Source organism: Sphingomonas montanisoli, assembly GCF_008274695.1.
In the GTDB taxonomy this organism is placed as follows: domain Bacteria; phylum Pseudomonadota; class Alphaproteobacteria; order Sphingomonadales; family Sphingomonadaceae; genus Rhizorhabdus; species Rhizorhabdus montanisoli.
Map to the genome: position 1 here is coordinate 823137 of NZ_VTOU01000002.1, position 23145 is coordinate 846281.

General features: G+C 67.4%; 20 protein-coding genes. 14 read left to right on the forward strand and 6 right to left on the reverse strand.

Annotated elements, in window-relative coordinates:
* Nucleotides 1–39: 39 nt before the first annotated feature.
* Nucleotides 40–2583: a type I DNA topoisomerase gene (gene topA, locus FYJ91_RS09765; protein WP_149522051.1), complete on the forward strand. Its 2544-nt coding sequence runs from the start codon at nucleotides 40–42 to the stop codon at nucleotides 2581–2583.
* Between the two features lie 137 nt (nucleotides 2584–2720).
* Here topA and trpS read toward each other — a convergent pair whose 3' ends face one another.
* From trpS to secB, 3 genes are all read right to left on the reverse strand, one after another.
* Nucleotides 2721–3716, reverse strand: coding sequence for a tryptophan--tRNA ligase (gene trpS, locus FYJ91_RS09770; RefSeq protein WP_149522052.1), 996 nt, complete (start codon nucleotides 3714–3716; stop codon nucleotides 2721–2723).
* Between the two features lie 73 nt (nucleotides 3717–3789).
* Nucleotides 3790–5367: a murein biosynthesis integral membrane protein MurJ gene (gene murJ, locus FYJ91_RS09775; RefSeq protein ID WP_149522053.1), complete on the reverse strand. Its 1578-nt coding sequence runs from the start codon at nucleotides 5365–5367 to the stop codon at nucleotides 3790–3792.
* Nucleotides 5368–5510: 143 nt separating this feature from the next.
* Complete coding sequence (secB, locus tag FYJ91_RS09780) at nucleotides 5511–6023, reverse strand: protein-export chaperone SecB (RefSeq protein WP_149522054.1); 513 nt, start codon at nucleotides 6021–6023, stop codon at nucleotides 5511–5513.
* Nucleotides 6024–6195: 172 nt separating this feature from the next.
* Here secB and FYJ91_RS09785 point away from each other — a divergent pair, with 172 nt between their 5' ends.
* The 3 genes from FYJ91_RS09785 to FYJ91_RS09795 are packed head-to-tail and all read left to right on the forward strand — an operon-like array spanning nucleotide 6196 to nucleotide 8631.
* Nucleotides 6196–6846 (forward strand): Tim44/TimA family putative adaptor protein, encoded by a 651-nt coding sequence (locus FYJ91_RS09785; protein WP_149522055.1) that lies wholly within the window; start codon nucleotides 6196–6198, stop codon nucleotides 6844–6846.
* The gene (gene mltA / locus FYJ91_RS09790) at nucleotides 6843–8078 is read left to right on the forward strand and encodes a murein transglycosylase A (protein WP_149522056.1); all 1236 of its coding nucleotides are present in this window, start codon (nucleotides 6843–6845) and stop codon (nucleotides 8076–8078) included. Before FYJ91_RS09785 ends, mltA begins: the two co-directional genes overlap by 4 nt.
* A complete protein-coding gene (locus FYJ91_RS09795; protein WP_149522057.1) occupies nucleotides 8056–8631 on the forward strand; it encodes a Smr/MutS family protein in 576 nt (191 codons plus the stop codon). The genes mltA and FYJ91_RS09795 overlap by 23 nt, the downstream gene beginning before the upstream one ends.
* Here FYJ91_RS09795 and FYJ91_RS09800 read toward each other — a convergent pair.
* The 3 genes from FYJ91_RS09800 to FYJ91_RS09810 are packed head-to-tail and all read right to left on the reverse strand — an operon-like array spanning nucleotide 8628 to nucleotide 12547.
* Nucleotides 8628–9644, reverse strand: a complete 1017-nt coding sequence (locus tag FYJ91_RS09800) for a hypothetical protein (protein ID WP_149522058.1) — start codon at nucleotides 9642–9644, stop codon at nucleotides 8628–8630. The two genes, FYJ91_RS09795 and FYJ91_RS09800, sit on opposite strands and share 4 nt — an antisense overlap.
* Nucleotides 9641–11002 (reverse strand): glycosyl transferase family protein, encoded by a 1362-nt coding sequence (locus FYJ91_RS09805; RefSeq protein WP_181008424.1) that lies wholly within the window; start codon nucleotides 11000–11002, stop codon nucleotides 9641–9643. Before FYJ91_RS09805 ends, FYJ91_RS09800 begins: the two co-directional genes overlap by 4 nt.
* Before the next feature lie 27 nt (nucleotides 11003–11029).
* On the reverse strand, nucleotides 11030–12547 hold the full coding sequence (locus FYJ91_RS09810) for an adenosine deaminase family protein (protein ID WP_149522059.1): 1518 nt from the start codon (nucleotides 12545–12547) through the stop codon (nucleotides 11030–11032).
* A gap of 239 nt (nucleotides 12548–12786) precedes the next feature.
* Between FYJ91_RS09810 and FYJ91_RS20585 the strand changes: the two genes are divergently transcribed.
* The 10 genes from FYJ91_RS20585 (at nucleotide 12787) to uraH (ending at nucleotide 23107) form a co-directional block, all read left to right on the forward strand.
* A complete protein-coding gene (locus FYJ91_RS20585; protein ID WP_181008425.1) occupies nucleotides 12787–12951 on the forward strand; it encodes an AtzG-like protein in 165 nt (54 codons plus the stop codon).
* On the forward strand, nucleotides 12948–14276 hold the full coding sequence (locus tag FYJ91_RS09820) for an amidase family protein (protein ID WP_149522061.1): 1329 nt from the start codon (nucleotides 12948–12950) through the stop codon (nucleotides 14274–14276). Before FYJ91_RS20585 ends, FYJ91_RS09820 begins: the two co-directional genes overlap by 4 nt.
* A gap of 66 nt (nucleotides 14277–14342) precedes the next feature.
* Nucleotides 14343–15665 (forward strand): NCS2 family permease, encoded by a 1323-nt coding sequence (locus tag FYJ91_RS09825; RefSeq protein ID WP_149522062.1) that lies wholly within the window; start codon nucleotides 14343–14345, stop codon nucleotides 15663–15665.
* Nucleotides 15665–17239: a gamma-glutamyltransferase family protein gene (locus tag FYJ91_RS09830; RefSeq protein ID WP_149522063.1), complete on the forward strand. Its 1575-nt coding sequence runs from the start codon at nucleotides 15665–15667 to the stop codon at nucleotides 17237–17239. Before FYJ91_RS09825 ends, FYJ91_RS09830 begins: the two co-directional genes overlap by 1 nt.
* Entirely contained in the window at nucleotides 17233–18549 is a 1317-nt protein-coding gene (locus FYJ91_RS09835) for an allantoate amidohydrolase (protein WP_149522064.1), read from the forward strand. The genes FYJ91_RS09830 and FYJ91_RS09835 overlap by 7 nt, the downstream gene beginning before the upstream one ends.
* 37 nt (nucleotides 18550–18586) lie before the next feature.
* Complete coding sequence (locus FYJ91_RS09840) at nucleotides 18587–19768, forward strand: pyridoxal-phosphate-dependent aminotransferase family protein (RefSeq protein ID WP_149522349.1); 1182 nt, start codon at nucleotides 18587–18589, stop codon at nucleotides 19766–19768.
* A 127-nt stretch (nucleotides 19769–19895) separates the two neighbouring features.
* Nucleotides 19896–20780, forward strand: coding sequence for an allantoinase PuuE (gene puuE, locus FYJ91_RS09845; RefSeq protein ID WP_149522065.1), 885 nt, complete (start codon nucleotides 19896–19898; stop codon nucleotides 20778–20780).
* Between the two features lie 109 nt (nucleotides 20781–20889).
* A complete protein-coding gene (uraD, locus tag FYJ91_RS09850; protein ID WP_149522066.1) occupies nucleotides 20890–21393 on the forward strand; it encodes a 2-oxo-4-hydroxy-4-carboxy-5-ureidoimidazoline decarboxylase in 504 nt (167 codons plus the stop codon).
* Entirely contained in the window at nucleotides 21390–22772 is a 1383-nt protein-coding gene (locus FYJ91_RS09855) for an FAD/NAD(P)-binding protein (protein WP_149522067.1), read from the forward strand. Before uraD ends, FYJ91_RS09855 begins: the two co-directional genes overlap by 4 nt.
* Nucleotides 22772–23107: a hydroxyisourate hydrolase gene (uraH, locus tag FYJ91_RS09860; protein WP_149522068.1), complete on the forward strand. Its 336-nt coding sequence runs from the start codon at nucleotides 22772–22774 to the stop codon at nucleotides 23105–23107. Before FYJ91_RS09855 ends, uraH begins: the two co-directional genes overlap by 1 nt.
* Nucleotides 23108–23145 lie beyond the last annotated feature (38 nt).

Here is a 23145-nt window from a genome sequence, read left to right on the forward strand (position 1 = left end):
TATGCGCACGTGCGCACGTGAAGGGCGTCTCGGAAAATCATGAAACTCGTCGTCGTCGAATCCCCCGCCAAGGCAAAGACCATCGAGAAATATCTGGGGCCGGGCCACCGCGTTCTGGCCTCCTACGGCCATGTCCGCGATCTGCCGCCCAAGGATGGATCGGTGAACCCCGACGATGGGTTCGCGATGGAATGGGAGCCCTATGCCGACAAGACCAAGCAGCTGAAGGCGATCGCCGACGAGGCGAAGAGCGCCGACACCCTGATCCTCGCGACCGATCCCGATCGCGAGGGCGAGGCGATCAGCTGGCACGTTCAGGAGGTGCTGCGGAAGCGCAAGGCGCTGCCCAAGGACGTCCAGCGCGTCACGTTCAACGCGATCACCAAGCCCGCGGTGCTCGAAGCGATGGCGAACCCGCGCGAGTTGGACCTCGACCTGATCGATGCGTACCGCGCCCGCCGCGCGCTCGATTATCTGGTCGGCTTCACGCTGTCGCCGGTGCTGTGGCGCAAGCTGCCCGGCGCGAAGTCAGCCGGACGGGTGCAGTCGGTCGCGCTCCGCCTGGTCGTCGATCGCGAACGCGAGATCGAGCTGTTCAAGGCCCAGGAATATTGGTCGGTCACTGCGGACATGGAGCAGGACGGCGTGCCTTTCGTCGCGCGGCTCGTCCGCTGGAAGGGCGACAAGATCGATCGCCTGACGATCGGCAATGGCGGCGACGCGGCGGCAGCGAAGAAGGCGGTCGAGGAGGGGCGCTTCTCGGTCGTCTCGGTCGAAACCAAGCCCGTCACCCGCAATCCTCCGCCGCCGTTCACCACGTCGACCCTGCAGCAGGAGGCGGCGCGCAAGCTCGGCTTCTCGGCCAGCCACACGATGCGGCTGGCGCAGGCGCTCTACGAGGATGGCGCGATCACCTATATGCGGACCGACGGCGTCCAGATGGATGGCGGGGCGATCAACGAGGCGTGCGGTGCGATCGCCAAGCGCTATGATGCATCCTACGTGCCCGACAAGCCGCGGCAGTATCAGACCAAGGCGAAGAACGCGCAGGAAGCGCACGAGGCGATCCGCCCGACCGACTTTTCCAAGGATCGGGCGGGTTCGGGCGATCATGCGCGGCTGTACGATCTGGTGTTCAAGCGCGCGCTTGCCAGCCAGATGGCATCGGCACGGATGGAGCGCACCACCGTCGAGATGCAGGACGGGACCGGCCAGCACAGCCTGCGCGCGACCGGCCAGGTCGTCCTCTTCCCTGGCTATCTCGCGCTCTACGAGGAAGGTCGCGACGACGAGGGCGACGAGGAATCGCGCCGCCTGCCGCGCATGAAGGAGGGCGACGCGCCGGCCAAGAAGAAGGTCGACGCCGAACAGCACTTCACCCAGCCGCCGCCGCGTTATTCGGAAGCGAGCCTGGTGAAGAAGATGGAGGAGCTGGGGATCGGTCGCCCGTCGACCTATGCCGCGACGCTCCAGACGCTCAAGGACCGCGATTACGTCACGGTCGAAAAGAACCGCTTTACGCCGAACGAGAGCGGGCGGCTGGTGACGAGCTTCCTCGAGCGCTTCTTCGAACGCTACGTCAGCTACGACTATACCGCGCATCTCGAAGAGGAACTCGACGACGTGTCGGGCGGCCGCGCGGGCTGGCAGGCGGTGCTGGAAGCCTTCTGGAAGGACTTCAAGCCCAAGACCGCCGAGGTGATGGAGCAGAAGCCGTCCGAGGTGACGGCCGCGCTCGACCAGTTCCTTGCGCCCTATCTCTTTCCCGATAAGGAGGATGGCAGCGATCCACGCCTGTGCCCGACCTGCAAGGCGGGGCAACTCAGCCTGCGCGGCGGCAAGTTCGGCGCGTTCATCGCCTGCTCGAACTATCCCGAATGCAAGTTCACGCGCCGCTTCGCGCAGGGTGGGGCGGCCAATGACGGCGCCGATTCCGGCCCTGTCGTGCTGGGCACCGATCCCGACACCGGGCTGGAAGTGTCGAAGCGCAGCGGGCGCTTCGGACCGTACATCCAGCTGGGCGAAGGCAAGGAGGCGAAGCGCGGCTCGATCCCCAAAGACGTGCCCGAGGCCGATCTGGATCTCACCATGGCGCTCAAGCTCGTCAGCCTGCCGCGCACGGTGGGCATGCACCCGGAAAGCGGCAAGCCGATCCAGGCATCGATCGGGCGCTTCGGCCCCTATCTGCTCCATGACGGCAAATATGGCCGCCTGACATCGACCGCCGAGGTGTTCGAAGTCGGCATGAACGCGGCGGTCGTGAAGCTGGCCGAGGCGGCCGCCGGTGGCGGGCGCGGGCGTGGCGCGGCGCGCGAGCCGCTCAAGGTGTTCGGAACGAGCCCGGAAACGACGAAGGACGTCAAGCTGATGGAAGGGCGCTTCGGCCCCTACGTCACCGACGGCGTCACCAACGCGACCCTGCCCAAGACGGCGAACCCCGATGAGATGACGCTGGAATCGGCGCTCGTCCTGCTGGCGGAACGTGCGGCGAAGGGGCCGGCCAAGGGCAAGAAGCCGGTCAAGAAGGCCGCGCCGAAGAAAGCTCCCGCGAAGAAGCCGGCGGCGAAGAAGAAGGCGGAATAGTTCTTATCCTCCCCGCCGGGGGGAAGTGGCGCCGAAAGGCGACGGAGGGGAGGATGCGACTCAAACGAGTTGGCCGCCGTCCTCCCCCTCCGTCAGCTAAAGCTGACACCTCCCCCTGGCGGGGGAGGATATTTCGGTCAGAGCCCCATCGCCTCGTAGGCGGCCTTGAGCGTCGGCTTGGCGAGCGTCTGCGCCTTCTCGGCACCCCGGAGCAGGATCGCGTCCAGCTCATCCGGGTTCGCTTTCAGCTCGGCCAGCCGCGCCGCGATCGGGCCGAGCTTCTCGACAAGCAGTTCGCCAAGCGCCGGCTTGAACGCGCCGAAGCCCTGGCCGCCGAACTGCGCCAGCACTGCGGCCGGCGTCGTATCGGTTATCGCGGCGTAGATGCCGACGAGGTTGCGCGCCTCGGGCCGCTCGGCCAGCCCGTCGATTTCGGACGGCAGCGGCTCGGGATCGGTCTTGGCCTTGCGGACCTTCGCCATGATCGTGTCGACATCGTCGGTCAGGTTGATGCGGCTCGCGTCCGACGGATCGGACTTGGACATCTTGGCAGCACCATCGCGCAGCGACATCACGCGCGCCGCCGGCCCGCCGATGACGGGTTCTGGCAGGGTGAACAGCTCGACCCCGAAATCGGTGTTGAACTTGGTCGCGATGTCGCGCGCCAGCTCCAGATGCTGCTTCTGGTCCTCGCCCACCGGAACGTGCGTCGCGTTGTACAGCAGCACGTCGGCCGCCTGCAGCACCGGATAGGCATAGAGGCCGATCGAGGCACCTTCGCGGTTCTTGCCCGACTTCTCCTTGAACTGGGTCATGCGGTTGAGCCAGCCGATCCGCGCGGTGCCGTTCAGCAACCAGCACAGTTCGGCATGTTCGGGCACCTGCCGCTGGCGGAACAGGATCGCCTTGTCCTGATCGATCCCGCACGCGATCAGCGCGGCGGCCATCTCGCGGATGTTGTTCTTCAGCGCGACCGGATCGTTGTGGACCGTGATCGCGTGGAGATCCGCCAGGAAGAACAGGCACTCGCCCGGCTCGTCCTGCATCTGCACCCAACGCCGGATCGCGCCGAGATAATTGCCGAGATGCAGGTTTCCGGTGGGCTGAATGCCCGAGACTGTGCGCTTTGTCATAGTGCGGCGGCTTGTGGCGCGGGGGGCGGCGGGAATCAAGCGCCCCTTGTCCTCCCCGTGCCGGGGAGGATTGTCAGCGCCTGCGCCGCAACTGCCCCTTGAGCGTCGACAGCTTGTAGGCGCCCAGGCCAAACACCGCGCCGAAATAGACGACGAAGGCCGCGCCGATCAGCAGCGATATCGCCACGACGCGCTCGATCAGGGAACGGCCGGTCCACGGATCGACGAAGGGATTGGCGATCAGGAGCATGCCCGCGAGCAAGGCTGTCGCCGCGAGCAGGCGCAGGCCGGTATGCGCCAGGCGCGCGTCGATCGCGAAATGATCGCGGCGGCGCAGGGTCCAATAGAGCAGGATCGCGTTGACCCAGGCCGAGATCGCGGTCGACAGCGCCAGGCCGACATGGCCGAGCGGCCAGATCAGGATGAGGTTGAGGACGAGGTTCACCGCCATCGCGACCAGAGCGATCCGCACCGGCGTCCGCGTGTCGGCGCGGGCGTAGAAGCCGGGGGTCAACACCTTGATCAGCACATAAGCGGGCAGGCCGATCGAGAAGGCGGCGAGCGCGTGGGCGCTGGCGATCGTGTCGGCGGCGTTGAACGCGCCATGCTGGAGCAGCGCACGGATCAGCGGCATCGCCGACACCATCAAAGCGGCGGTGGCGGGCAGGGTGAGCAGCAGGACCAGTTCGATCGCGCGGTTCTGCGTATCGAGCGCGGCCTTGTGGTCGCCGCCGCCAAGCTGGCGCGACAGGCTGGGCAGCATCGCGGTGCCCACGCCGATCCCGATCAGGCCGAGCGGCAACTGGTTCAGGCGATCGGCATAATAAAGATAGGACACCGATCCTTCGGGCAGGAAGCGCGCGGCGAGCGTGGTCGAGATCAGCAGGTTGAACTGCACCGCCCCCGCGCCGAGCGCGGCCGGGCCGATCAGCTTGAGCAGGCGCTTCACCTCCGGGCTGACGCGCGGCAGGCGGATGCGCAGGCGCACCCCGGCCTGCCAGCAGGCCAGCACCAGCCAGGCGAGCTGGAGCGCGCCCGACACCGTCACCGCGATCGCCTGAGTCCGCGCGGTTTCGACGTCGCTAGCCCCACGGAAGAACAGCAGGCCGACGATCAGGCAGATGTTGAGCAGGATCGGCGCGGCCGCATTCACCCAGAAGCGGTTGAGCGAATTGAGGATGCCGCCGAGCAGCGACACCAGGCTGATCAGCATCAGATAGGGGAAGGTGATCCGCGTATATTGGGTCGCCAGCGCGAACTTTTCCGGGCCGCCGTCGGGAAAGCCGCCGGTCATCGCGTAGACGATCGGCCCGGCCGCCAGCATCATGACGACGGTGAAGACGATCAGGATTGGCAGCAGGACCGACAGCACATCCTCGGCGAAGTGGATGCCCGTGGCCAGGCCGGTGCCCTCGGCTTCCTTGTCACCCTCGGCAACCGTCCGGTTGAACATGGGCACGAAGGCGGCGGAGAAGGCGCCCTCGGCGAAGAGGGCGCGGAACAGGTTGGGCAGGCGCCACGCGATCAGGAAGGCGTCCGACGCGAAACCCGCGCCCACAAACCGTGCCATCAGCATGTCGCGCACGAAGCCGAGCACGCGGCTGACCAATGTCAGCCCGCCGATCGTGGCCGAGGCGCGGAGCAGGTTCATGCGGTGAGAAATCCTCCCCGGCACGGGGAGGTGTCAGCGAAGCTGACGGAGGGGGCTGGAGGCGAGCGATGCCGTTTGTGGCCAGCCCCCTCCACCATGCTGCGCATGGTCCCCCTCCCCGTGCCGGGGAGGAGCATAGGGGTTTAAGCCTCGCCAGCGGGCTGGGCGTTGGCGAGTTCGGCCTGCTGGGCGGCCTGCTGCAGATAGAGCGTGCCGAAATCGATCGGCTCGAGCACCAGCGGCGAGAAATTGCCGTCGCGGATCGCATCGGCGACCACGCGGCGCGCGAACGGGAAGAGCAGGCGCGGCGCTTCGGCGAAGAGGAACGCTTGGATCTGCTCGGCCGGGATGTTGCGCAGGCCGAAGAGGCCCGCATAGACCAGCTCGACCGCATAGCCGAGCGTTTCGTCGAACGTGGCCGAAACCTCGATCTTCAGCGCGACTTCGAACACGTCCTCGGCCGCCTGCTGCGAACCGATGTTGAACTGGACGTCGATCTTGGGCTGTTCGGGCGCCTGGTAGATTGACGGCGAGTTCGGGTTCTCGAACGAGAGATCCTTCACATATTGCGCGATCATCATCACCTGCGGCTCGTTGTCGATGCCGTTGGGAATCGTTGCTTCCGCGCCCTGATCGGTGCCCTGTTCGTCGGCCATTATGTCGTTCCTGCCCATGTTGATTGGAGGGCCGGGCGCGTCGCCCGGCGATGGCGCCCGCGCCTAGCAAAGCGGGCGGTGCAGGGCAATGGCGCGCGCCATTTGAAAGTCGGGCCACTTGCTCCTATGTAGGCGGTTCGATTTCGCGCCCGTTTGGCGCATGGGAGGACTGGTGGCCACGATAGTCATTCTCGCGATGGTGTTTCTGTTCGTCGCGTTCCGTCTTTGGAGCGTCCTCGGCCGCCGTACCGGCCACGAACAGACCATCGCGCGCCCGGCCGAGGCCACCCCCGCGCCGATCGCGGCGGGTCGTTCGCTGCCTGACACCACCGCGCCCATTGCCCCCGGACGTCCCGCTCTGGTCGAACCGCGTGCCGAAACCGGCCTGCGCGCCATCCAGTCGGTGGAGTCCCATTTCGATGCCGCGCAGTTCGTCGAAGGTGCCCGCTCGGCCTATCGCATGATCCTCGAAGCCTATTGGGAAGAGGATCTGGATACGCTGCGCAACCTGACCGGCGACTCGGTCTATGATGCGTTCGCCGATGCGATCGCGCAGCGTAAGGATGCGGGCCAGAAGCTCGACAATCGCCTCGTCACGATCGAGAGCGCGGTTATCGAGGCTGCGTCGCTTTCCGGCCGGCAGGCGAGCATCACCGTGCGCTTCGAAGCTGATATCGCTGCGGTCACGCGCGATGCCGAGGATCATGTGATCGCCGGTTCGCTGACCGATGCGGTGCCGACCCACGACGTCTGGACCTTTGCGCGCGAAGTGAAGTCGGACGATCCCAATTGGGTGCTGATCGAAACCGACGAGGCCGCGTGATCCGCCGCTTTTGTCTGAGCGTCGCGGGCCTCGCGACGCTCTCCGCCTGCGCGACCGTCGTTCCCCAGCCGGGCGCCTCCACGCCCGCGCCCACGCATCACGCGCGTCCGACGCCAACGCCAGCCCCCAAACCGACGCCATCGATCAAGCCGACGACCGCCGCTGCGGCCGGCATCGCGCGCGGCCCGGCTTATACCCAACTCGGCGTCACGCCGACGTCGGCGAGCGCGGCTTTGGTGGCGTTCCGCCTGTCCTGCCCCGCGCTCAAGCGGCGCAACGACGCGAGCGGGCTGACGCGTGCGGGCGATTGGGACGGTGCCTGTGCGGCTGCGGCCGGCTGGCCCGACAGCGACGCGCCCAACTTCTTCTCGGCGCAGTTCCAGACGGTTGCCGTCGGTGACGGACAGGCCTTCGCAACCGGCTATTACGAGCCGGAGATCGCCGGCTCGCGGGAGCCGCGCCTCGGTTACGAAGTGCCGGTTTACAAGAAGCCGTCCGATCTCGTCGAAGGCGATCTGGGCGATTTCTATCCCGACCTGAAGGGCAAGAAGATCCGTGGCCGCGTCCAGAACGGCCGGCTCGTCCCCTATCCCGATCGCGGCGCGATCGAGGATGGCGCGCTCAAGGGACGCGGTCTCGAAATCGGCTATGCCGCCGACGCGGTCGAGTTCTTCTTCCTGCAGGTTCAGGGTTCGGGGCGGCTGCGCCAACCCGACGGCCGCATCATCCGCATCGGCTATGACGGGCAGAATGGCCGCGAATATGTCGGCATCGGTAAGCTGATGCGCGACCGCGGATTGCTCGGCCCCGGTGAACTTTCGATGCAGGGCGTGATGGCCTGGCTGCGCGCGCACCCCGCCGAGGGCGACGCGATCATGCGCGAGAACAAGAGCTTCGTGTTCTTTCGCGAACTCACCGGCGCCGGCCCGCTGGGCGCGTTGAACGTCGCGGTGACGGGGCGGACGACCGTCGCCGCCGATCCGGCCTTCATCCCGCTGGGCGCGCCTGTCGTGCTGTCGCTCGATCGGACCGAGGCGAACGGGCTGTGGGTGGCGCAGGATACCGGCGGCGCGATCAAGGGCGCGAACCGTTTCGATACGTTCTGGGGCGCCGGCGACGATGCGCGCCGGATCGCAGGCGGCATGAGCGGGCGCGGCAAGGCGTGGTTGCTGCTGCCGCGCGCTTCGGTCGACCGGCTGGAGGCCCAAGGTGCCGCGCAGGCGCGGTCCTGACCTCGAACCCGACGAGGCCGCGCTCTGGGAGCGTGTGACAGAAACCGTCCGCCCGTTGCGCAAGCGTGCCTTGCCACGCCCATCGCCTGTGCTTGCCGATCCCCTATCCCCCGTCGCCGTCGCCAAGCCGCCCAAGGGCCGCGTGCCGCCTGCGCGGGTTGCGGCCATCAAGCCGGTTCCGCCGCGTGACCTGACCGCCGATGGCCTCGATGGCGGCTGGGACCGGCGTCTGCTCAAGGGCTTGGCGCGGCCCGATCGCACGCTCGATCTGCACGGCCACACGCTCGCGACGGCGCATCGCGCCTTCGATGCGGGGCTGCGCGAGGCGCTGGCGGATGGGGTGCGGGTGTTGCTGCTCGTAACGGGGCGCCCGCCGCGCGAGGCCGATGACCGGCGCGGTGGTGCCGCGCGGCGCGGGGCGATCCGGGGCGAGGTCGACAGCTGGATCGCCGCCAGCCCCCATGCCGATCGCATCGCCGCCGTGCGTGGCGCGCATCCCCGTCACGGCGGGGCGGGCGCGCTCTACCTGATCCTGCGCCGCCCGCGCGGTTAGAAGTCCGTCGACAGGGTCAGCGCGAGGCCCGAACCGGGGCGTGCATCGCCCGCCACGCGTATGCGATATTCGCTGGCAAGGGTCACGGTCGCCCGATCGACCGGCAGGGCGAGCGCGATGCGCGGCCCGACGTCGAGGCGCGAGACGCCCGGTTGCGCCGCGCCCCAGGCGCCGGCGCCCACGATGATGGCGCGCTTATGGTCGATCCGCACGTGTCGGCCCGCGCGCACGGCACCGTCGGCGAACAGGTCGCGCCGCTGCGCGCCGACCATGCCGGCCTGCGCATAGGCATCGGCGACGATGTCGGCCCCGAATTCGCGATACAGCCCGCCCGCGGCATAAGCCGCCCAGGCGTTGCGCCCGCCGCGCGTGATGCGGAAGCGCCGTTCGACGCTGAGGCGAAGTGCGGCATGGCGCAGAGGTTCGATCTCGACGCCGACGGCGCCTTCTGCCCCGTTTCGGGTTCGCAGGGGGGTATAGGCGCGCGCGGCGATCGAGATCGGGATCCGCCCGCTGCCGTCGACCCGCCACGCGATCCGCGCCCCCGCCTGCGATCCGCCGAGCTGGCCGAAGCGCGCCAGATCGACATCGCCACCGCGCCGCGCGAACAACCAGGCCGAACCATGCCATCGCCTGCCCGTCGATGCGGTGGCGGGAAGGGGCGGAAGCGGGAGTGTCGGAACGGGGGGCGCTTCGGCGGCGTCTGCCTCAATCCTGGCGAACTGCGCGAAGTCTGACGGAAGTGTCGCCGTGACGGCCCGGGGGCGTCGCCTTTCCCCCGGCTGCACCGTGCGCCCGGATGGCGGAGTGCTGTCCGATAGCATTATCGGTGCGATCGCCACCGGGGCCACGGCGGCGAGAACCTGGCGGACAACCCGCGCACTTCTCGCTGGGGTCTCGACCTTCGCCGTTACCGGCAGGCCACTGAGCAAGCCGAAGACCGCGCGCATGGCGCACCAGCCGCCCACGATGATCCACAGGAACCGGATCGGCGCCAGCTGCCGCACTGTCATTCGGCGGGCAGTTCGGCCGGAAAGGCGTGGCTGGTCTTGTCCCAGGCGACCGGCCCGCGCGCATAAGCGAACACCGCCCGCCGCGCCGATGCGATCGCGATCAGATTGCCGACGAACAGGCGCGGCACCGACAGCAGGCCCTGCCGCACGCCATAAGCATGCGCGACGAAGCCGGCGCGCATCACCATCCGCCACACCAACAGCGCGCTGTTGAAGCCCAGCAGCGCCTGCAAGGCAGCGCCGCCGCGCATCGGCTGTCCCAGCAGCCATTGGATCGAGGCGCACAGCATCCCGGCATAAGCCGCCGTCAGCACGATCGCGGCCAGGACGGAGCGGCGATCGCGCATCCGCATCCAACCTTCGGCCAGATCGCCAGTCCAACCGAGCTTTTCCCAGCCCGCCAGCGCGATGCCGATCATCCACCGGGTCTTCTGCCGCACGGCGGCGTCGAGCGTGTTGGGGAAATAAGCGCGCGTGGCGATCGGCGACCCGCCCGGACGACCCGCGATGCGTGCAAAACGCGCGCTGCGGCCGAGCGCGTTCAGCCGCAGCCCCATCTCATAATCTTCGGTCAGGCTCGCCGCGTCGAACGGATCGCCGCCGCGCACGTCGGCGAGGGCCGCCATCGCATCGCGCGATATGGCGCAGCCGACACCTGCCAGCGGCATTCCCGCGCCCAGCCGCTCGCGCACCAGCATCTGCTTACCATGCGATTCCGCGAACTCGTCGATATAATGGCCCGAAATCCACGGCGAGCGCGGATCCGCAAGCGGGAAGACCGGGATCTGCACGAGGTCGCTCGTCTCGATCAGCCGATCGAACAGAGCGAGTTCGAGCGGGTGGATCACGTCCTCGGCATCGTGAAGCACGATCGCCTTCACGCGCATGCCATCGCGCGCCTCGTCCTCCAACACCGCGCGCCAGCATCGGTTGAGACATTCGGCCTTGGTGGTCGGGCCGTAGAGCGTGCCCGATACGATGCGGATATGCGGGCTGTTTACCGTGCGCGCGGCCGCGATCGTGGCGGGATCGTTGGGATAGACGCCGACATAGATGCGATAATCATCGTGCCGGATCCGATCGACCGCGCTGCGCAGCATCGATCCGATGACGTCCTGTTCATCCCAGGCGGGGATCAGGATGGCGATCCGGCCTGGCGATTGCGGGGCGGGCAGCGCGTCGATCGATGGCGCGCCGGTGCGCCGACGCCCACCGATCCAGGCGCGCAAGACATCGGCCAGCCATATGCAGTCGATTGCAAGATCATCGATGCCGCCGATCAGCAATCCGATGCACGCGAAGAGCATCAATTCATGCGTGATGAAGTCGAGCGCCTGCAGCGCCGCATCGACGATCATGAAATTCCCCCGAATCCGAGGGAAGTATTATCGGAAATGGATCTTTTCGAAAGTCACGAAATCGGCTTCGAGCAGGGCCTGTTGATGCGCTTTGGGACTTGCGGAGAGAAAGGCGGCGCACGACGCGCTTTTCATGTCAGCGCAGGCAGTGACGCGGCCGACACCCGAACGATCCGCCCACAGGCTCGCACCTTGAAGGAAGGCATATTGCAGCCCGTCGCGCGCAATGGCCTTAAGTTCGTGATAATCGAGATGTTGTTCGGTCGCGGCGCGCAGATATTCGTTGGTCATGTCGCTGCGCGCGACGCCCTCGTCATCGGTCGACAGCACCACCGGCACGCCATAGCTGCGGTAGAGGGCGAGCGGGTGGTCGCCGCCCTTCACGCCCAGGATCACGTCGTTGCTGGTCAGGTTGATCTCCACCGCGACGCGATCCTTCGCCATGCGGCGCAGCAGGGCGGGAGCGTCCGCCTCATATGCGATGTCGACGCCGTGGCCGATCCGCTTGGCACCCGCCACCTCGACCGCCTGGGCGATGTGCGACTTCAGGTCGCGCGGGGGCACGAGGCCGAGCGTGAGTTCGCCCGCGTGGAGCGACAGCGCGACGTTGGGGTGCTTGGCCTTCAGCCATTTGAGCATCGCCATGTGGAGCGCATAGTCGCGGCGGGGCACCGGCTCATGTTCGGGCGCGACGATGTTGACGCCGACGAAGCGCGTATCCGCCTCGGCCAGCGCGAAGCCATAGGCCAGCTGCGCGAAGACGATGCGCGGATCGAGATTGCGCAGCGCGCAGGGCAGGTAACGTATCGCGACCGCGCAGCCGGGCTGCGCCGACGCGGTGCCGCAACCGAGCATCCGCTTCGCCTCCGCCTCGGCCGCGTCCATCTCCGCACGACCGGCGGCGACGGCCTGCGCCATTGCGGGTGCGATTGCGGCGTCGAGTTTTGCGAAGTCGGTGCCGTCGCCGCCGTCGCGCATCGCCACGGGGATCAGCGCGCGCATCGGCGACAGGATCGTCATCGGCTCGATATAGCCGACATGATCATAGGCGGCCTGTTCGAGCGTGGCGGCGATGATCTTGCCCGTCTGCCCGCGCGTGCCGGGGCCGAACGCTTCGAACGTGTGGAAGAAGCGGTCCTGCCCCGGCACCTTCGGATCGCCGAAACCGCGTTCGAACCCGCGCGTCGAAATGGCGTCGACGACGCGCGAATAGAGCTTCGCGTCGGCATCAAGTCCCTTGGCGGGAACGGTGTCAGGGGCCTTGCAGGGGCCATCGACGATATGTGCGGTAACCAAGTCGATGCACAGCCCCGCATCGCCGGCCCAGCTCAGAGCATCCTCGGCATAGGTCGATCCGCCCAGATGGTTGTGGAGATCGGCGCCCTTGGGCATCGCCTGCAGGAACAGGCGCAGCTTCGCCCGATCGCCCGCGATCGATGCCATATAGGCGGCGGTGCGCGCCTCCGGGCTCGGCGTGGGCGTGCCCTTCGCAGCGAGCGGCGACGCGACGACGAGCATGGCGGCGGACAGGATCGACAGGCGCATGGAATTCCCCTTTTGCACCAAGGGTGACCGAAGCCGTTCGCACTCGCAACACTTTCTCCTCGTCACTGCGAGCATAGCGAAGCAATCCACGCCGCAGTTCGGGGTGCATTGCTTCGTCGCCTCCGGCTCCTCGCAAGGACGATCGAAGGATGGAGGTGTTCGCACCTGCAAAAACTGCTTGCCGAAACGGGCGCAAATCCGCATCAATTCATAATTCTCTTACTTCGGGGGAATTGGCGATGGCGGAAGATCGGGTCGGGGAGGCGTTGCGTATATCGGCAGCGGCGATCGGCCTTGCCCTCCCGCCAGAGACGCTCGAGGGCGTGCGCGCCAACGCCGTGCTGCTCGAAGCGCATGCCGCGAAGCTGGCCGATTTCCCCCTGCCGGACGATCCGCACCCATGATGTCCGCCGCCGCCATCGCCGCCGAGGTGCGATCGGGCCAGCGCAGCGCGCGCGCCTTCGCCGAGGCCGCCATCGCCGCGATCCGCGCGAAGGACGGCGCGATCGGGGCGGTGACGCGGTTACTCGACGAACGCGCGCTGGCCGAAGCTGATGCGGTCGACGCGATCGTAGCGGCGGGGCGCGATCCGGGGCCGCTGGCGGGCGTGCCTTATGGCGTGAAGGATCTGTTTGATGTCGCGGGCCTGCCCACCACCGCGGGTGCGGGGATGCGCGCCGATGCGACGCCTGCGCGTGCGGATGCCGAGGCGGTGGTGCGGATGAAAGCCGCAGGCGCGGTGCTGATCGCGACGCTCAACATGGACGAATATGCCTATGGCTTCGTCACGGTGAACGCGGCCTATGGTACGACACGCAATCCGCATGATGGGGCGCGGCTGTGCGGGGGATCGTCGGGCGGTTCGGCGGCGGCGGTCGCTGCGGGGATGCTGCCGCTGTCGCTCGGCTCCGATACCAACGGATCGATCCGCATCCCGGCGGCGCTGACGGGCCTGTACGGGTTGAAGCCGACCCATGGCGCGCTGCCGATGGCGGGGGTGTTTCCGTTCGTGGAGAGCTTCGACGATATCGGGCCGTTTGCAAGGTCGGTCGAGGATTTGCGGCTGGCGTGGACTGCCCTTCTTAATCCTCCCCCTGGCGGGGGAGGATTAAGGGTGGGGCGACTTGACGGCTGGTTTCGCGCCGATCCCGATCCCGAATTGCTCGACGGCCTCGATAGCCTCGCCGATGCGCTCGGCGGCGGGCCGCTGGTCGAACTGCCCGAGGTCGATCGTGCGCGATCGGCTGCGTTCGTGATGACGGCGGCGGAGGGCGGGGCACTGCATCTGGCGACCTTGCGCGCCCGCGCGATGGACTATGACCCCGCGACCCGCGACCGGCTGCTCGCCGGCGCGCTACTGCCCGCGGCACATTATGTCCGCGCGCAGCGTTTCCGGAGCTGGTTCGCGGCGCGCGCGGCCGAACTTTTTGAACGGTTCGACGTGCTGCTCGCCCCCGCCGCACCCTGCGTCGCGCCCTTGATCGACGATCCGACAATGATGGTCGGTGGCGAGAAGGTACCGGCGCGCGCCAATATCGGGTTACTCACGCAGCCGCTCAGCTTCATCGGGCTTCCCGTTCTCACCATGCCGCTGCTTCGGCCCGGCAAATTGCCGCTGGGCGTCCAGCTGGTCGGCAAGCCCGGCAGCGAAGCCACCCTGTTCGCCGCCGCCGCCCGACTGGAGGCCGCAGGGCTGACGGGCTTTTCGGAGCCGCGCGATGTGCGATAGGGTGATGGCGATCGGTAACGGCCGGCGCGCGGGAGGAGAAAGACACGCCAAGGGGGTGGCAGACGCATGAGCGCGATCGAACGTTATTTCGGCCTGGCGGAGCGGGGGACCAATACCCGGACCGAGATCGTCGCGGGCACGACCACCTTCCTGACGATGGCCTATATCATCCTGGTGAACCCGGCGATCCTGGGGCAGGCTGGGATGCCGGTCGCTGCGGTCGCCGCCGCGACCTGCCTCGCCGCCGCCTTCGCCAGCATATTGATGGGTTTTGCGGCCAACGTGCCACTGGCGCTCGCGCCCGGCATGGGGCTGAATGCCTATTTCAGCTTCACCGTCGTTCAGCAGATGGGCGTGCCGTGGCCGGTCGCGCTCGGCTGCGTATTCGTGTCGGGCGTGGTGTTCCTGCTGCTGACTCTCGGCGGTATCCGGCAGATGATCGTCGCCGCGATCCCGCCGCATCTGTTCGCGGCGGTGGCGGGCGGCATCGGCCTGTTCATCGGCTTCATCGGGCTGAAAAATGCCGGGATTGTCGTGTCCAACCCGGCGACCTCGGTCGCGCTGGGCGATCTTCACGCGGCGGGGCCGCTGCTCGCGATTGCGGGGCTCGTGATCATCTCGGTGCTCAGCATGTGGAACGTGCGCGGGGCGATGCTGATCGGGATCGTGGTGACGACCCTGCTCGGCTGGGCTTTCGGTGCGGTTCAGTTCAAGCCCGAACCCTATGATCTGGGCGCGATGACCGAGACCGCGTTCAAGCTCGATCTCGCGGGCGTATTCGGCGCGTCGGGCCACCACGGCCTCGGCCTGCTCGAAATCCTGTTCGTCTTCCTGTTCGTCGATCTGTTCGACAATATCGGCACGCTGGTGGCGGTGACCAAGCGCGCCGGCCTGATCGAGCCCGACGGCAAGATCCCGCGCCTGAACCGCATCCTCTTCACCGATTCGATCGCGACGATCTTCGGGTCGATGGCGGGCACCAGCACCGTCACCTCCTATGTCGAAAGCGCGGCGGGCGTGCAGGCCGGCGGACGCACCGGCCTGACCGCCGTGGTGACCGGCGTGCTGTTCCTGCTGGCGATGTTCGTGGCGCCTTATGCGCAACTGATCCCACTCGCCGCGACCGCGCCCGCTTTGATCCTGGTCGGCGGGCTGATGATGGCACCGCTCGTCGAAGTGCCGTGGGACGATGCGGAGATGGCGATCCCCGCTTTCCTGACGCTGGCACTCATCCCCCTGACCTTCTCGATCGCCAATGGCCTTGCCTTCGGCATCACCGCGCATGCGGCGCTCAAGCTGTTCAAGGGCAAGGCGACCAAGCGCGACTGGCTGCTGTTCGTTCTCGCCGGTTTGTTCGTCGTGCGCTTCGCGTGGATGGCGGGGGGCTGATGCTCCACACGCCGAAATCGCTGCGCGGGATGGTGACCGCGCCGCATCACCTCGCAAGCCAGGCGGGGCTTTCGGTGTTGCAGGATGGCGGATCGGCGATCGAGGCCGCGGTCGCGACCGCGGCAGCGCTGGCGGTGGTCTATCCGCACATGAACTCGATCGGCGGCGACAGCTTCTGGCTGGTCGCGGAGCCGGACGGGAGCGTCCACGCGGTGAGCGCGGTCGGCGGCGCGGCGCAGGCGGCCAACCTTGATCTCTATGCCGGGATGAGCGCGGTGCCGTGGCGCGGGCCGCTGGCGGCGAACACGGTCGCGGGGACGATTTCGGGGTGGGCGGCGATGCTGGCGCGCGTGGCCGATCCGCTGCCGCTCGGCAGGATTCTGCGTGATGCGATCCACCATGCCGATGCGGGCGTGGTGGTGACGAAAGGCGGGGCGGAAATCGCCAAGACCAAGGATGCCGAACTGCGCGATGTGTTCGGTTATTCGGACATATTCCGGGGCGGGGGGAAACCGCTGGCGGAGGGCGGGATCCTGCGCCAGCCGGCGCTGGCGGAAACGCTGCGCCGGCTGGCGTCGCAGGGTCTCGCCGACTTCTACACCGGTGCGCTGGCGGCCGACATCGCCGCCGATCTGGCGGCCGCAGGAAGCCCGGTGACGGCGGCCGACCTTGCCGCCCACCGCACGACCACGCCCGATCCGCTGAGCGTCGCGATTTCGGGCGCGCGCCTCTTCAACATGACCCCGCCGACGCAGGGAATCGCCTCGCTCCTGATCCTCGCTTTGTTCGATCGGCTCGACGCGGGCGTGATAGACGGTTTCGATCATATCCACGGATTGATAGAGGCGACCAAACAAGCCTTCCTGTTCCGCGATGCCGAGGTTGGCGACCCCGCGTACATGACGGTCGACTGCCAGACGCTGCTCGACGATGCCGCCGCGCTCGATGCGAGGGCGGCGCGGATCGATCGGGCGAAGGCGATGCCGTGGCCGCATGTGCCGGCGCTGGGCGATACCGTGTGGTTCGGTGCGATCGACGACGAGGGGCGAGCGGTCAGCGCGATCCAGTCGACCTATTTCGAGTTCGGATCGGGTGTGACCCTGCCGCGCACCGGCATCGTCTGGCAGAATCGTGGCGCGAGCTTCCGCCTCGCGCCCGATGGCTGGAATGCGCTCCGCCCGGGGCGCAAGCCGTTCCACACGCTCAATCCCGCCATCGCCTTGTTCGATGACGGGCGGCGCATGGCCTATGGCACGATGGGCGGCGAAGGGCAGCCGCAGACGCAGGCGGCGGTCTTTTCGCGCTACAATCTGGGCATGCCGCTGCAGGCCGCGATCACCGCGCCGCGATGGTTGCTCGGCAAGACCTGGGGCGAGGAGAGTGTGACCCTCAAGCTGGAGGACCGCTTCGATCCCGCGCTTGTGCGGCAGTTGGCCGAGGCGGGGCATGATGTCGAACTGCTGAGTGGCTTCACTTCGACGATGGGCCATGCCGGCGCGCTGGTCCGCCATTCCGACGGCGTGATCGAGGGCGCGACCGACCCGCGCAGCGACGGCGCGGTGGCGGCATGGTGAGCGGTGGCGCTAAACCTAGCGGACAACGCGCCGTCGCGCGGTGCGACGAACTGGGCGTCGCGCCGTATAGCGACAGCGCGGACGGGCTGTTTCGCGCCTATCTGACGCCGGCCCATGCCGCGTCGCTCGAACGGCTCGGCGGCTGGATGGAGGAAGCGGGGATGGCCGTGCGGCTCGATCCCGCCGCAAACCTGATCGGGCGTTACGAAGGTTCGGACCCGGATGCGCCCGCTTTACTGATCGGATCGCATATCGACAGCGTGCGCGATGCGGGCCGCTATGACGGGCCGCTGGGGATCATGCTGGGGATCGAGGCGGTCGCGGCGCTCGGCGGGCGGCAGATGCCCTTTCCGATCGAGGTGATCGCGTTCGGCGATGAGGAAGGCTCGCGCTTTCCGGCGTCGATGCTGTGCAGTCGGGCGATAGCGGGGACGCTGGAGGCCGGGGCGCTTGAGGTCGCGGATCGTGATGGGGTGGGATTGGTCGATGCCATTTCCACCTTCCCCGTTCGTGTCGAGCGAAGTCGAGACACGTTCTCAAGCGATGCACCGAGCCAACGTGTCTCGACTTCGCTCGACACGAGCAGACTGTTTTTGAGTGCGCGCTACAAAACCGCTCTCGCCTTCCTCGAACCGCATATCGAGCAGGGGCCGGTCCTCGAAGCCGAAGGGCTGGCGCTCGGCGTCGTCTCCGGCATTGCCGCGCAGCTGCGTTATCAGGTCCGCATCACCGGCAAGGCGGGCCATGCCGGCACCAATGCGATGCACCTGCGCCGCGACGCGCTGACCGGGGCGGCGGACGCGGTGCTCGTGGTCGAGCGGATCGCGCATGAGGTCGGTGGCGATCTGGTGGCGACGGTCGGGCGGATGATCGTGGGTCCCGGCGCGGTCAATGTCGTGCCGGGCGAGGTCGATTTTTCGATCGACGTGCGATCGGGCATCGAAACGGTGCGCAACGCCGCCGCCGAGCGGATCGTTCATGAGATCGGCAAGGTCGCGCAGGCACGCGGCCTCGAACTCACCGTCGAACAGGTGCAGGATCTGGGCGCATCGCCCTGCGACGCGAAGCTCACCGCGATGCTCGAAGACGCGCTGGTCGAGAGCGGGCATCGGGTGCGCACACTCGTTTCGGGCGCGGGGCACGATACGATGGTGATGGCGAGCCTGTGCCCCACCGCGATGCTGTTCATCCGCTGCGAAGGCGGGGTCAGCCACAATCCGGCCGAGGCGGTGACGGCGGACGATGCCGAGGCGGCGTTGCAGGTGATGCGCCGGTTCATCGACAAATTGGGAGCGAACTACGTTGGTTGATCTCTATAGCCAGATCGATCCGCCGCAGCGGCTGCTGATGGGGCCGGGGCCGGTGAACGCGCATCCACGCGTGCTGCGCGCGATGTCGGCCGATCTGCTGGGGCAGTTCGATCCCGAATTCACGACCTATATGAACGAGGTCATGGCGCTCTACCGCGCCGTTTTCCAGACCGAGAACCGCTGGACCTTCCTGATCGACGGCACCGCGCGGGCGGGGATCGAGGCGGCGCTCGTCTCGCTGATCGAGCCGGGGGCGACCGTGCTGCTCGTCCGCTCCGGGCGCTTCGGGCTGCTGCTGTCGGAGATCGTCGAGCGGTGCGGCGGGAGCATCGTCACGGTCGATGCCGAATGGGGCGAGGTGGTGCCCATGGCGGCGATCGCCGAGGCGGTCGCCACGCACAAGCCGGCGGTGGTGGCGTGCGTCCACGGCGATACGTCGACGACGATGGCGCAGCCGCTCGATGGCTTGGGTGACATCTGCCGGGCGCATGGCGCGCTGTCCTATGTCGATGCGACCGCGACGTTGGGCGGGATGGCGGTAGAGACCGACACGTGGGGCGCGGATATCGTGACCGGCGGGCTGCAGAAGTGCATGGGCGGCCCCTCGGGTTCGGCGCCGATCACGATTTCGGATCGCGCGGCCGAGTTCATCTTCGCGCGCCGCCATACCGAAAAGGGGATTGCCCGCGACGATCTGGCACAGGGCGGGCGGGCGCGGATCGGCTCCAACTATTTCGATCTCGCGATGGTGATGGATTATTGGGGCGAGAAGCGCCTCAACCACCATACCGAGGCGACGACGATGCTCTACGGCGCGCGCGAATGTGCGCGGATCGTGCTGGGCGAGGGGTTGGAGGCGCGCTTTGCCCGTCATGCGGCGGCGGGGCGGGCGATGACCGCGGGGCTGCGCGGCATGGGGTTGACGGTCTATGGCGACGATACGCATCGCATGGCGAACGTGACCGGGGTGTATATTCCCGAGGGCGTCGATGGCGAGGCGGTGCGCCGCCGGATGCGCGAGGATTTCGAGATTGAGATCGGCACGGCGTTCGGACCGCTGCAGGGCCGGATCTGGCGGATCGGCGCGATGGGTTACAACGCCATGAAGCATAAGGTGCTGATCACATTGGGCGCGCTGGAGGCGGTGCTGCGCGCGGAGGGCTTTGCGGTGAAGTCCGGCGCGGGGGTGGATGCAGCGCTGGAGGCTTGGTCATGTTGATCCTCCCCTGGAAGGGGAGGGGGACCGCGCGAAGCGTGGTGGAGGGGTATTCTCCACGAGCGCATTGCTGCCGGCCAATACCCCTCCACCGCTTCGCGGTCCCCCTCCCCCTCCGGGGGAGGATCTGATGGAGCGCGACCTCGTCGGCTACGGGCAGAACCCGCCCGATCCGCACTGGCCGAACGGCGCGCGGATCGCGGTGCAGTTCGTGATCAATTATGAGGAGGGGGCGGAGAACAGCGTCCTCAACGGCGATGCGGGTTCGGAGGCGTTCCTGTCCGAAATGGTGGGTGCGCAGAGCCATGTCGGCGAGCGTTCGGCGGCGATGGAGAGCCTGTACGAATATGGCAGCCGCTCAGGGTTCTGGCGGCTCCACCGGCTGTTCACTTCGCGCAATGCGCCCGTCACCGTCTTCGGCGTGGCCAAGGCGATGGAGAGCAATCCGGAGGCCGTCGCCGCGATGCAGGCGGCCGGGTGGGAGATCGCGACCCACGGGCTCAAGTGGATCGACTATCAGAAGGTACAAGAGGACGTGGAGCGCGCCCACATCGCCGAAGCGATTGCGCTGCACACGAAGCTGACCGGCGAACGGCCGTTGGGCTGGTATCAGGGGCGGACCAGCCCGAACACGGCGCGGCTCGTCGTCGAGGAAGGCGGCTTCGTCTATGATGCCGACAGCTATGCCGATGACCTGCCTTATTATGATCGGCGGTACGGCAAGCCGCAGCTGATCGTGCCCTATACGTTGGACGTCAATGACATGAAGATCGTGGCGTTGAACGGTTTTACCGAGGGCGAGCAGTTCTTCCGCCACATGCGCGATACGTTCGACGCGCTCCATGCCGAGGGCGGGCGGATGATGTCGATTGGGCTGCATGGCCGGATCGCGGGCAAGCCGGGGCGTGCCGCGGCAGTGGGGCGCTTCCTCGATCATGTGCTGGCGCATCCGGATGCGTGGATCGCGCGGCGGATCGATATCGCGCGCCACTGGCTGGAGGTGCATCCGGCATGATCCCCATTTCGTCACCCCCGCGGAGGCGGGGGCCTATCCAGTCGGGAGGTTGCGCGCCACGCGAGAGCGGATGGGCCTCCGCCTCCGCGGGGGTGACGGGAAGAGGCTTATGACGGTCGAAGAAGTGAACGCCCTCTCCACATCGGACTTCAACGCGAAGTTCGATTTCCTGTTCGAACATTCGCCGTGGATCGTCGCGGCGGCGGAAGCGCGGCGGCCGTTCGCGAGCATCGCGGCGATGGAGGCGGCCTTTGCCGATGTGATCGAGGAAGCGGGCGAGGCGAAGCAGATCGCGCTGCTACGCGCGCATCCCGAACTGGCGGGCAAGGCGGCGATTGCCAAGGAATTGACCGATGCCTCGACCGCCGAGCAGGCATCGGCGGGGCTCGATCGGCTGTCGCCCGATGAATATGCGTTGTTTCATCAGCTGAACGACGCCTACCGGACGCGCTTCGGCTTCCCCTTCATCATCGCGGTGCGGACGACCACCAAGCGGGGTATCCTGACCGCGATGCACGATCGCGCAGCGAACGATGTGCCCGCCGAGATCGCGACGGCGCGGGGCGAGATCGCCAAGATCGTTCACCTGCGGCTGGCGGACGCGCTCGCATGAGTCTCGACGATCTCAACGCGCAGGTCGCGGCCGATCTGACGAAGATCGAGGCCGGCAAGCCGACCTGGGTGCGCGAGACGCGGGGCGTCTATGACGTCGTGATCGTCGGCGGCGGGCAATCGGGGCTGGGCGCGGCGTTCGGGCTGATCCGCGAGCGCATGTCGAACATCCTGATCATCGACGAAAATCCCGCGGGCTATGAAGGCCCGTGGGACACCTATGCGCGGATGGTAACGCTGCGCACGCCCAAGGAGATCACGTCGATCGACCTAGGCATCCCCTCGCTCACCTTCCGCAGCTTCTGGGAGGCGCAGCACGGCGCCGAGGGCTGGGCGGCGATCGACAAGATCCCGCGCGGCGACTGGATGGAGTATCTGCGCTGGTATCGCGCGGTCCTGTCGTTGCCGGTCGAGAATGAGACGCGGCTGACCCTGCTCGATCGCGGATCGGACGGGCATTGGCGGCTGAGTGTCGAGGGGCCGGGCGGCGAACGGACGATGGCCGCGCGCAAGGTGATCCTCGCGACGGGCATTCAAGGCGGCGGCGAATGGCATACACCCGACCTCGTCAAGCATTTGCCGCGCGATCGTTATGCGCACACGTCCGAAGCGATCGACTTCGCGACGCTGGCGGGCAAGCGGATCGCGATTCTGGGCGCGGGCGCATCCTCGTTCGACAACGCCCAACACGCGCTGTCGCACGGCGTGGCCGAAGCGCATGTTTTCGTGCGCAGGAAAGCGCTGCCGCAGGTCAATCCGATCCGCTTCATGGAACGCTGGGGGATGACGGGGCGGTTCGCAGCACTCGACGATGCCGCGAAGTACCGCGTGATGGCGAGCTTCTTCGCACGCAACCAGCCGCCGACCAACGATACGTTCCAGCGCGCGGCGGCGTGGCCGGGCTTTCGCTTGCATCTCGGCGCGCCGTGGCTGTCGGTGCGCGAGGCGGATGGTGAGGTGATCGTAGAGACGCCGGAGGGACATCACGGCTTCGACTTCCTGATCCTGTCGACCGGGCTGATCACCGATCCCAAATTGCGGCCCGAACTCGCCTTGCTTGCCGAGGATATCGCGCGGTGGCGCGATCGATACGAAGCGCCCGCCGATCTCGCCAATCCGCTGATCGACGATCACCCCTATCTGGGGCCGGGTTTCCAGTTGCAGGGAAGCCCGAAGCTGCACGGCCTGTTCGCGTTCAACTATTCAGGGCTGATCAGCCTGGGGCTGTCGGCGTCGGCGCTGTCGGGCCTCAAATATGCGATCCCCCGGCTGGTCGAGGGGGTCGCGAACCAGCTGTTCCTTGACGATCAGGAGGCCGCATTGACCGACTATCTGGCCTATGACGAGCCCGAATTCGTTTCGACTTGGGAGCCGCGCTGATGGGGCTTTCGACCCATGTTCTCGACACGACCAACGGCGTGCCCGCGCGCGGTGTCGCGATCACGCTGCTGCATGAAGGCGCGGCGTGGTTCGAGGGCGTGACCAACGAGGACGGGCGCTGCCCCGGCCTGCTCGGCGATCGGCCGCTGGAGATCGGGCATTACAGCCTGACCTTCGCGGTGGCCGATTATTTTCGGACGGTGGGGCATGTCCTGCCCGAACCGCCGTTCATCGATCGGGTGACGATCGACTTCGCGGTGGCCGATGCGAGCGCGCATTATCATGTGCCGCTGCTCGTCTCGCCCTTCGGCTATTCGACCTATCGGGGCAGTTGAGTGGCTGTTTCTCCCCACAAACCGTCATCCCCGCGAAG

What these genes read in the sequence shown, in the direction of transcription:
- topA (WP_149522051.1), top strand. Translation starts at nt 40, where the DNA reads ATGAAACTCGTCGTCGTCGAATCCCCCGCCAAGGCAAAGACCATCGAG.
- trpS (WP_149522052.1), bottom strand. Translation starts at nt 3,716, where the DNA reads ATGACAAAGCGCACAGTCTCGGGCATTCAGCCCACCGGAAACCTGCAT.
- murJ (WP_149522053.1), bottom strand. Translation starts at nt 5,367, where the DNA reads ATGAACCTGCTCCGCGCCTCGGCCACGATCGGCGGGCTGACATTGGTC.
- secB (WP_149522054.1), bottom strand. Translation starts at nt 6,023, where the DNA reads ATGGCCGACGAACAGGGCACCGATCAGGGCGCGGAAGCAACGATTCCC.
- FYJ91_RS09800 (WP_149522058.1), bottom strand. Translation starts at nt 9,644, where the DNA reads ATGACAGTGCGGCAGCTGGCGCCGATCCGGTTCCTGTGGATCATCGTG.
- FYJ91_RS09805 (WP_181008424.1), bottom strand. Translation starts at nt 11,002, where the DNA reads ATGATCGTCGATGCGGCGCTGCAGGCGCTCGACTTCATCACGCATGAA.
- FYJ91_RS09810 (WP_149522059.1), bottom strand. Translation starts at nt 12,547, where the DNA reads ATGCGCCTGTCGATCCTGTCCGCCGCCATGCTCGTCGTCGCGTCGCCG.
- FYJ91_RS20585 (WP_181008425.1), top strand. Translation starts at nt 12,787, where the DNA reads ATGGCGGAAGATCGGGTCGGGGAGGCGTTGCGTATATCGGCAGCGGCG.
- FYJ91_RS09820 (WP_149522061.1), top strand. Translation starts at nt 12,948, where the DNA reads ATGATGTCCGCCGCCGCCATCGCCGCCGAGGTGCGATCGGGCCAGCGC.
- FYJ91_RS09825 (WP_149522062.1), top strand. Translation starts at nt 14,343, where the DNA reads ATGAGCGCGATCGAACGTTATTTCGGCCTGGCGGAGCGGGGGACCAAT.
- FYJ91_RS09830 (WP_149522063.1), top strand. Translation starts at nt 15,665, where the DNA reads ATGCTCCACACGCCGAAATCGCTGCGCGGGATGGTGACCGCGCCGCAT.
- FYJ91_RS09835 (WP_149522064.1), top strand. Translation starts at nt 17,233, where the DNA reads ATGGTGAGCGGTGGCGCTAAACCTAGCGGACAACGCGCCGTCGCGCGG.
- FYJ91_RS09840 (WP_149522349.1), top strand. Translation starts at nt 18,587, where the DNA reads ATGGGGCCGGGGCCGGTGAACGCGCATCCACGCGTGCTGCGCGCGATG.
- puuE (WP_149522065.1), top strand. Translation starts at nt 19,896, where the DNA reads ATGGAGCGCGACCTCGTCGGCTACGGGCAGAACCCGCCCGATCCGCAC.
- uraD (WP_149522066.1), top strand. Translation starts at nt 20,890, where the DNA reads ATGACGGTCGAAGAAGTGAACGCCCTCTCCACATCGGACTTCAACGCG.
- FYJ91_RS09855 (WP_149522067.1), top strand. Translation starts at nt 21,390, where the DNA reads ATGAGTCTCGACGATCTCAACGCGCAGGTCGCGGCCGATCTGACGAAG.
- uraH (WP_149522068.1), top strand. Translation starts at nt 22,772, where the DNA reads ATGGGGCTTTCGACCCATGTTCTCGACACGACCAACGGCGTGCCCGCG.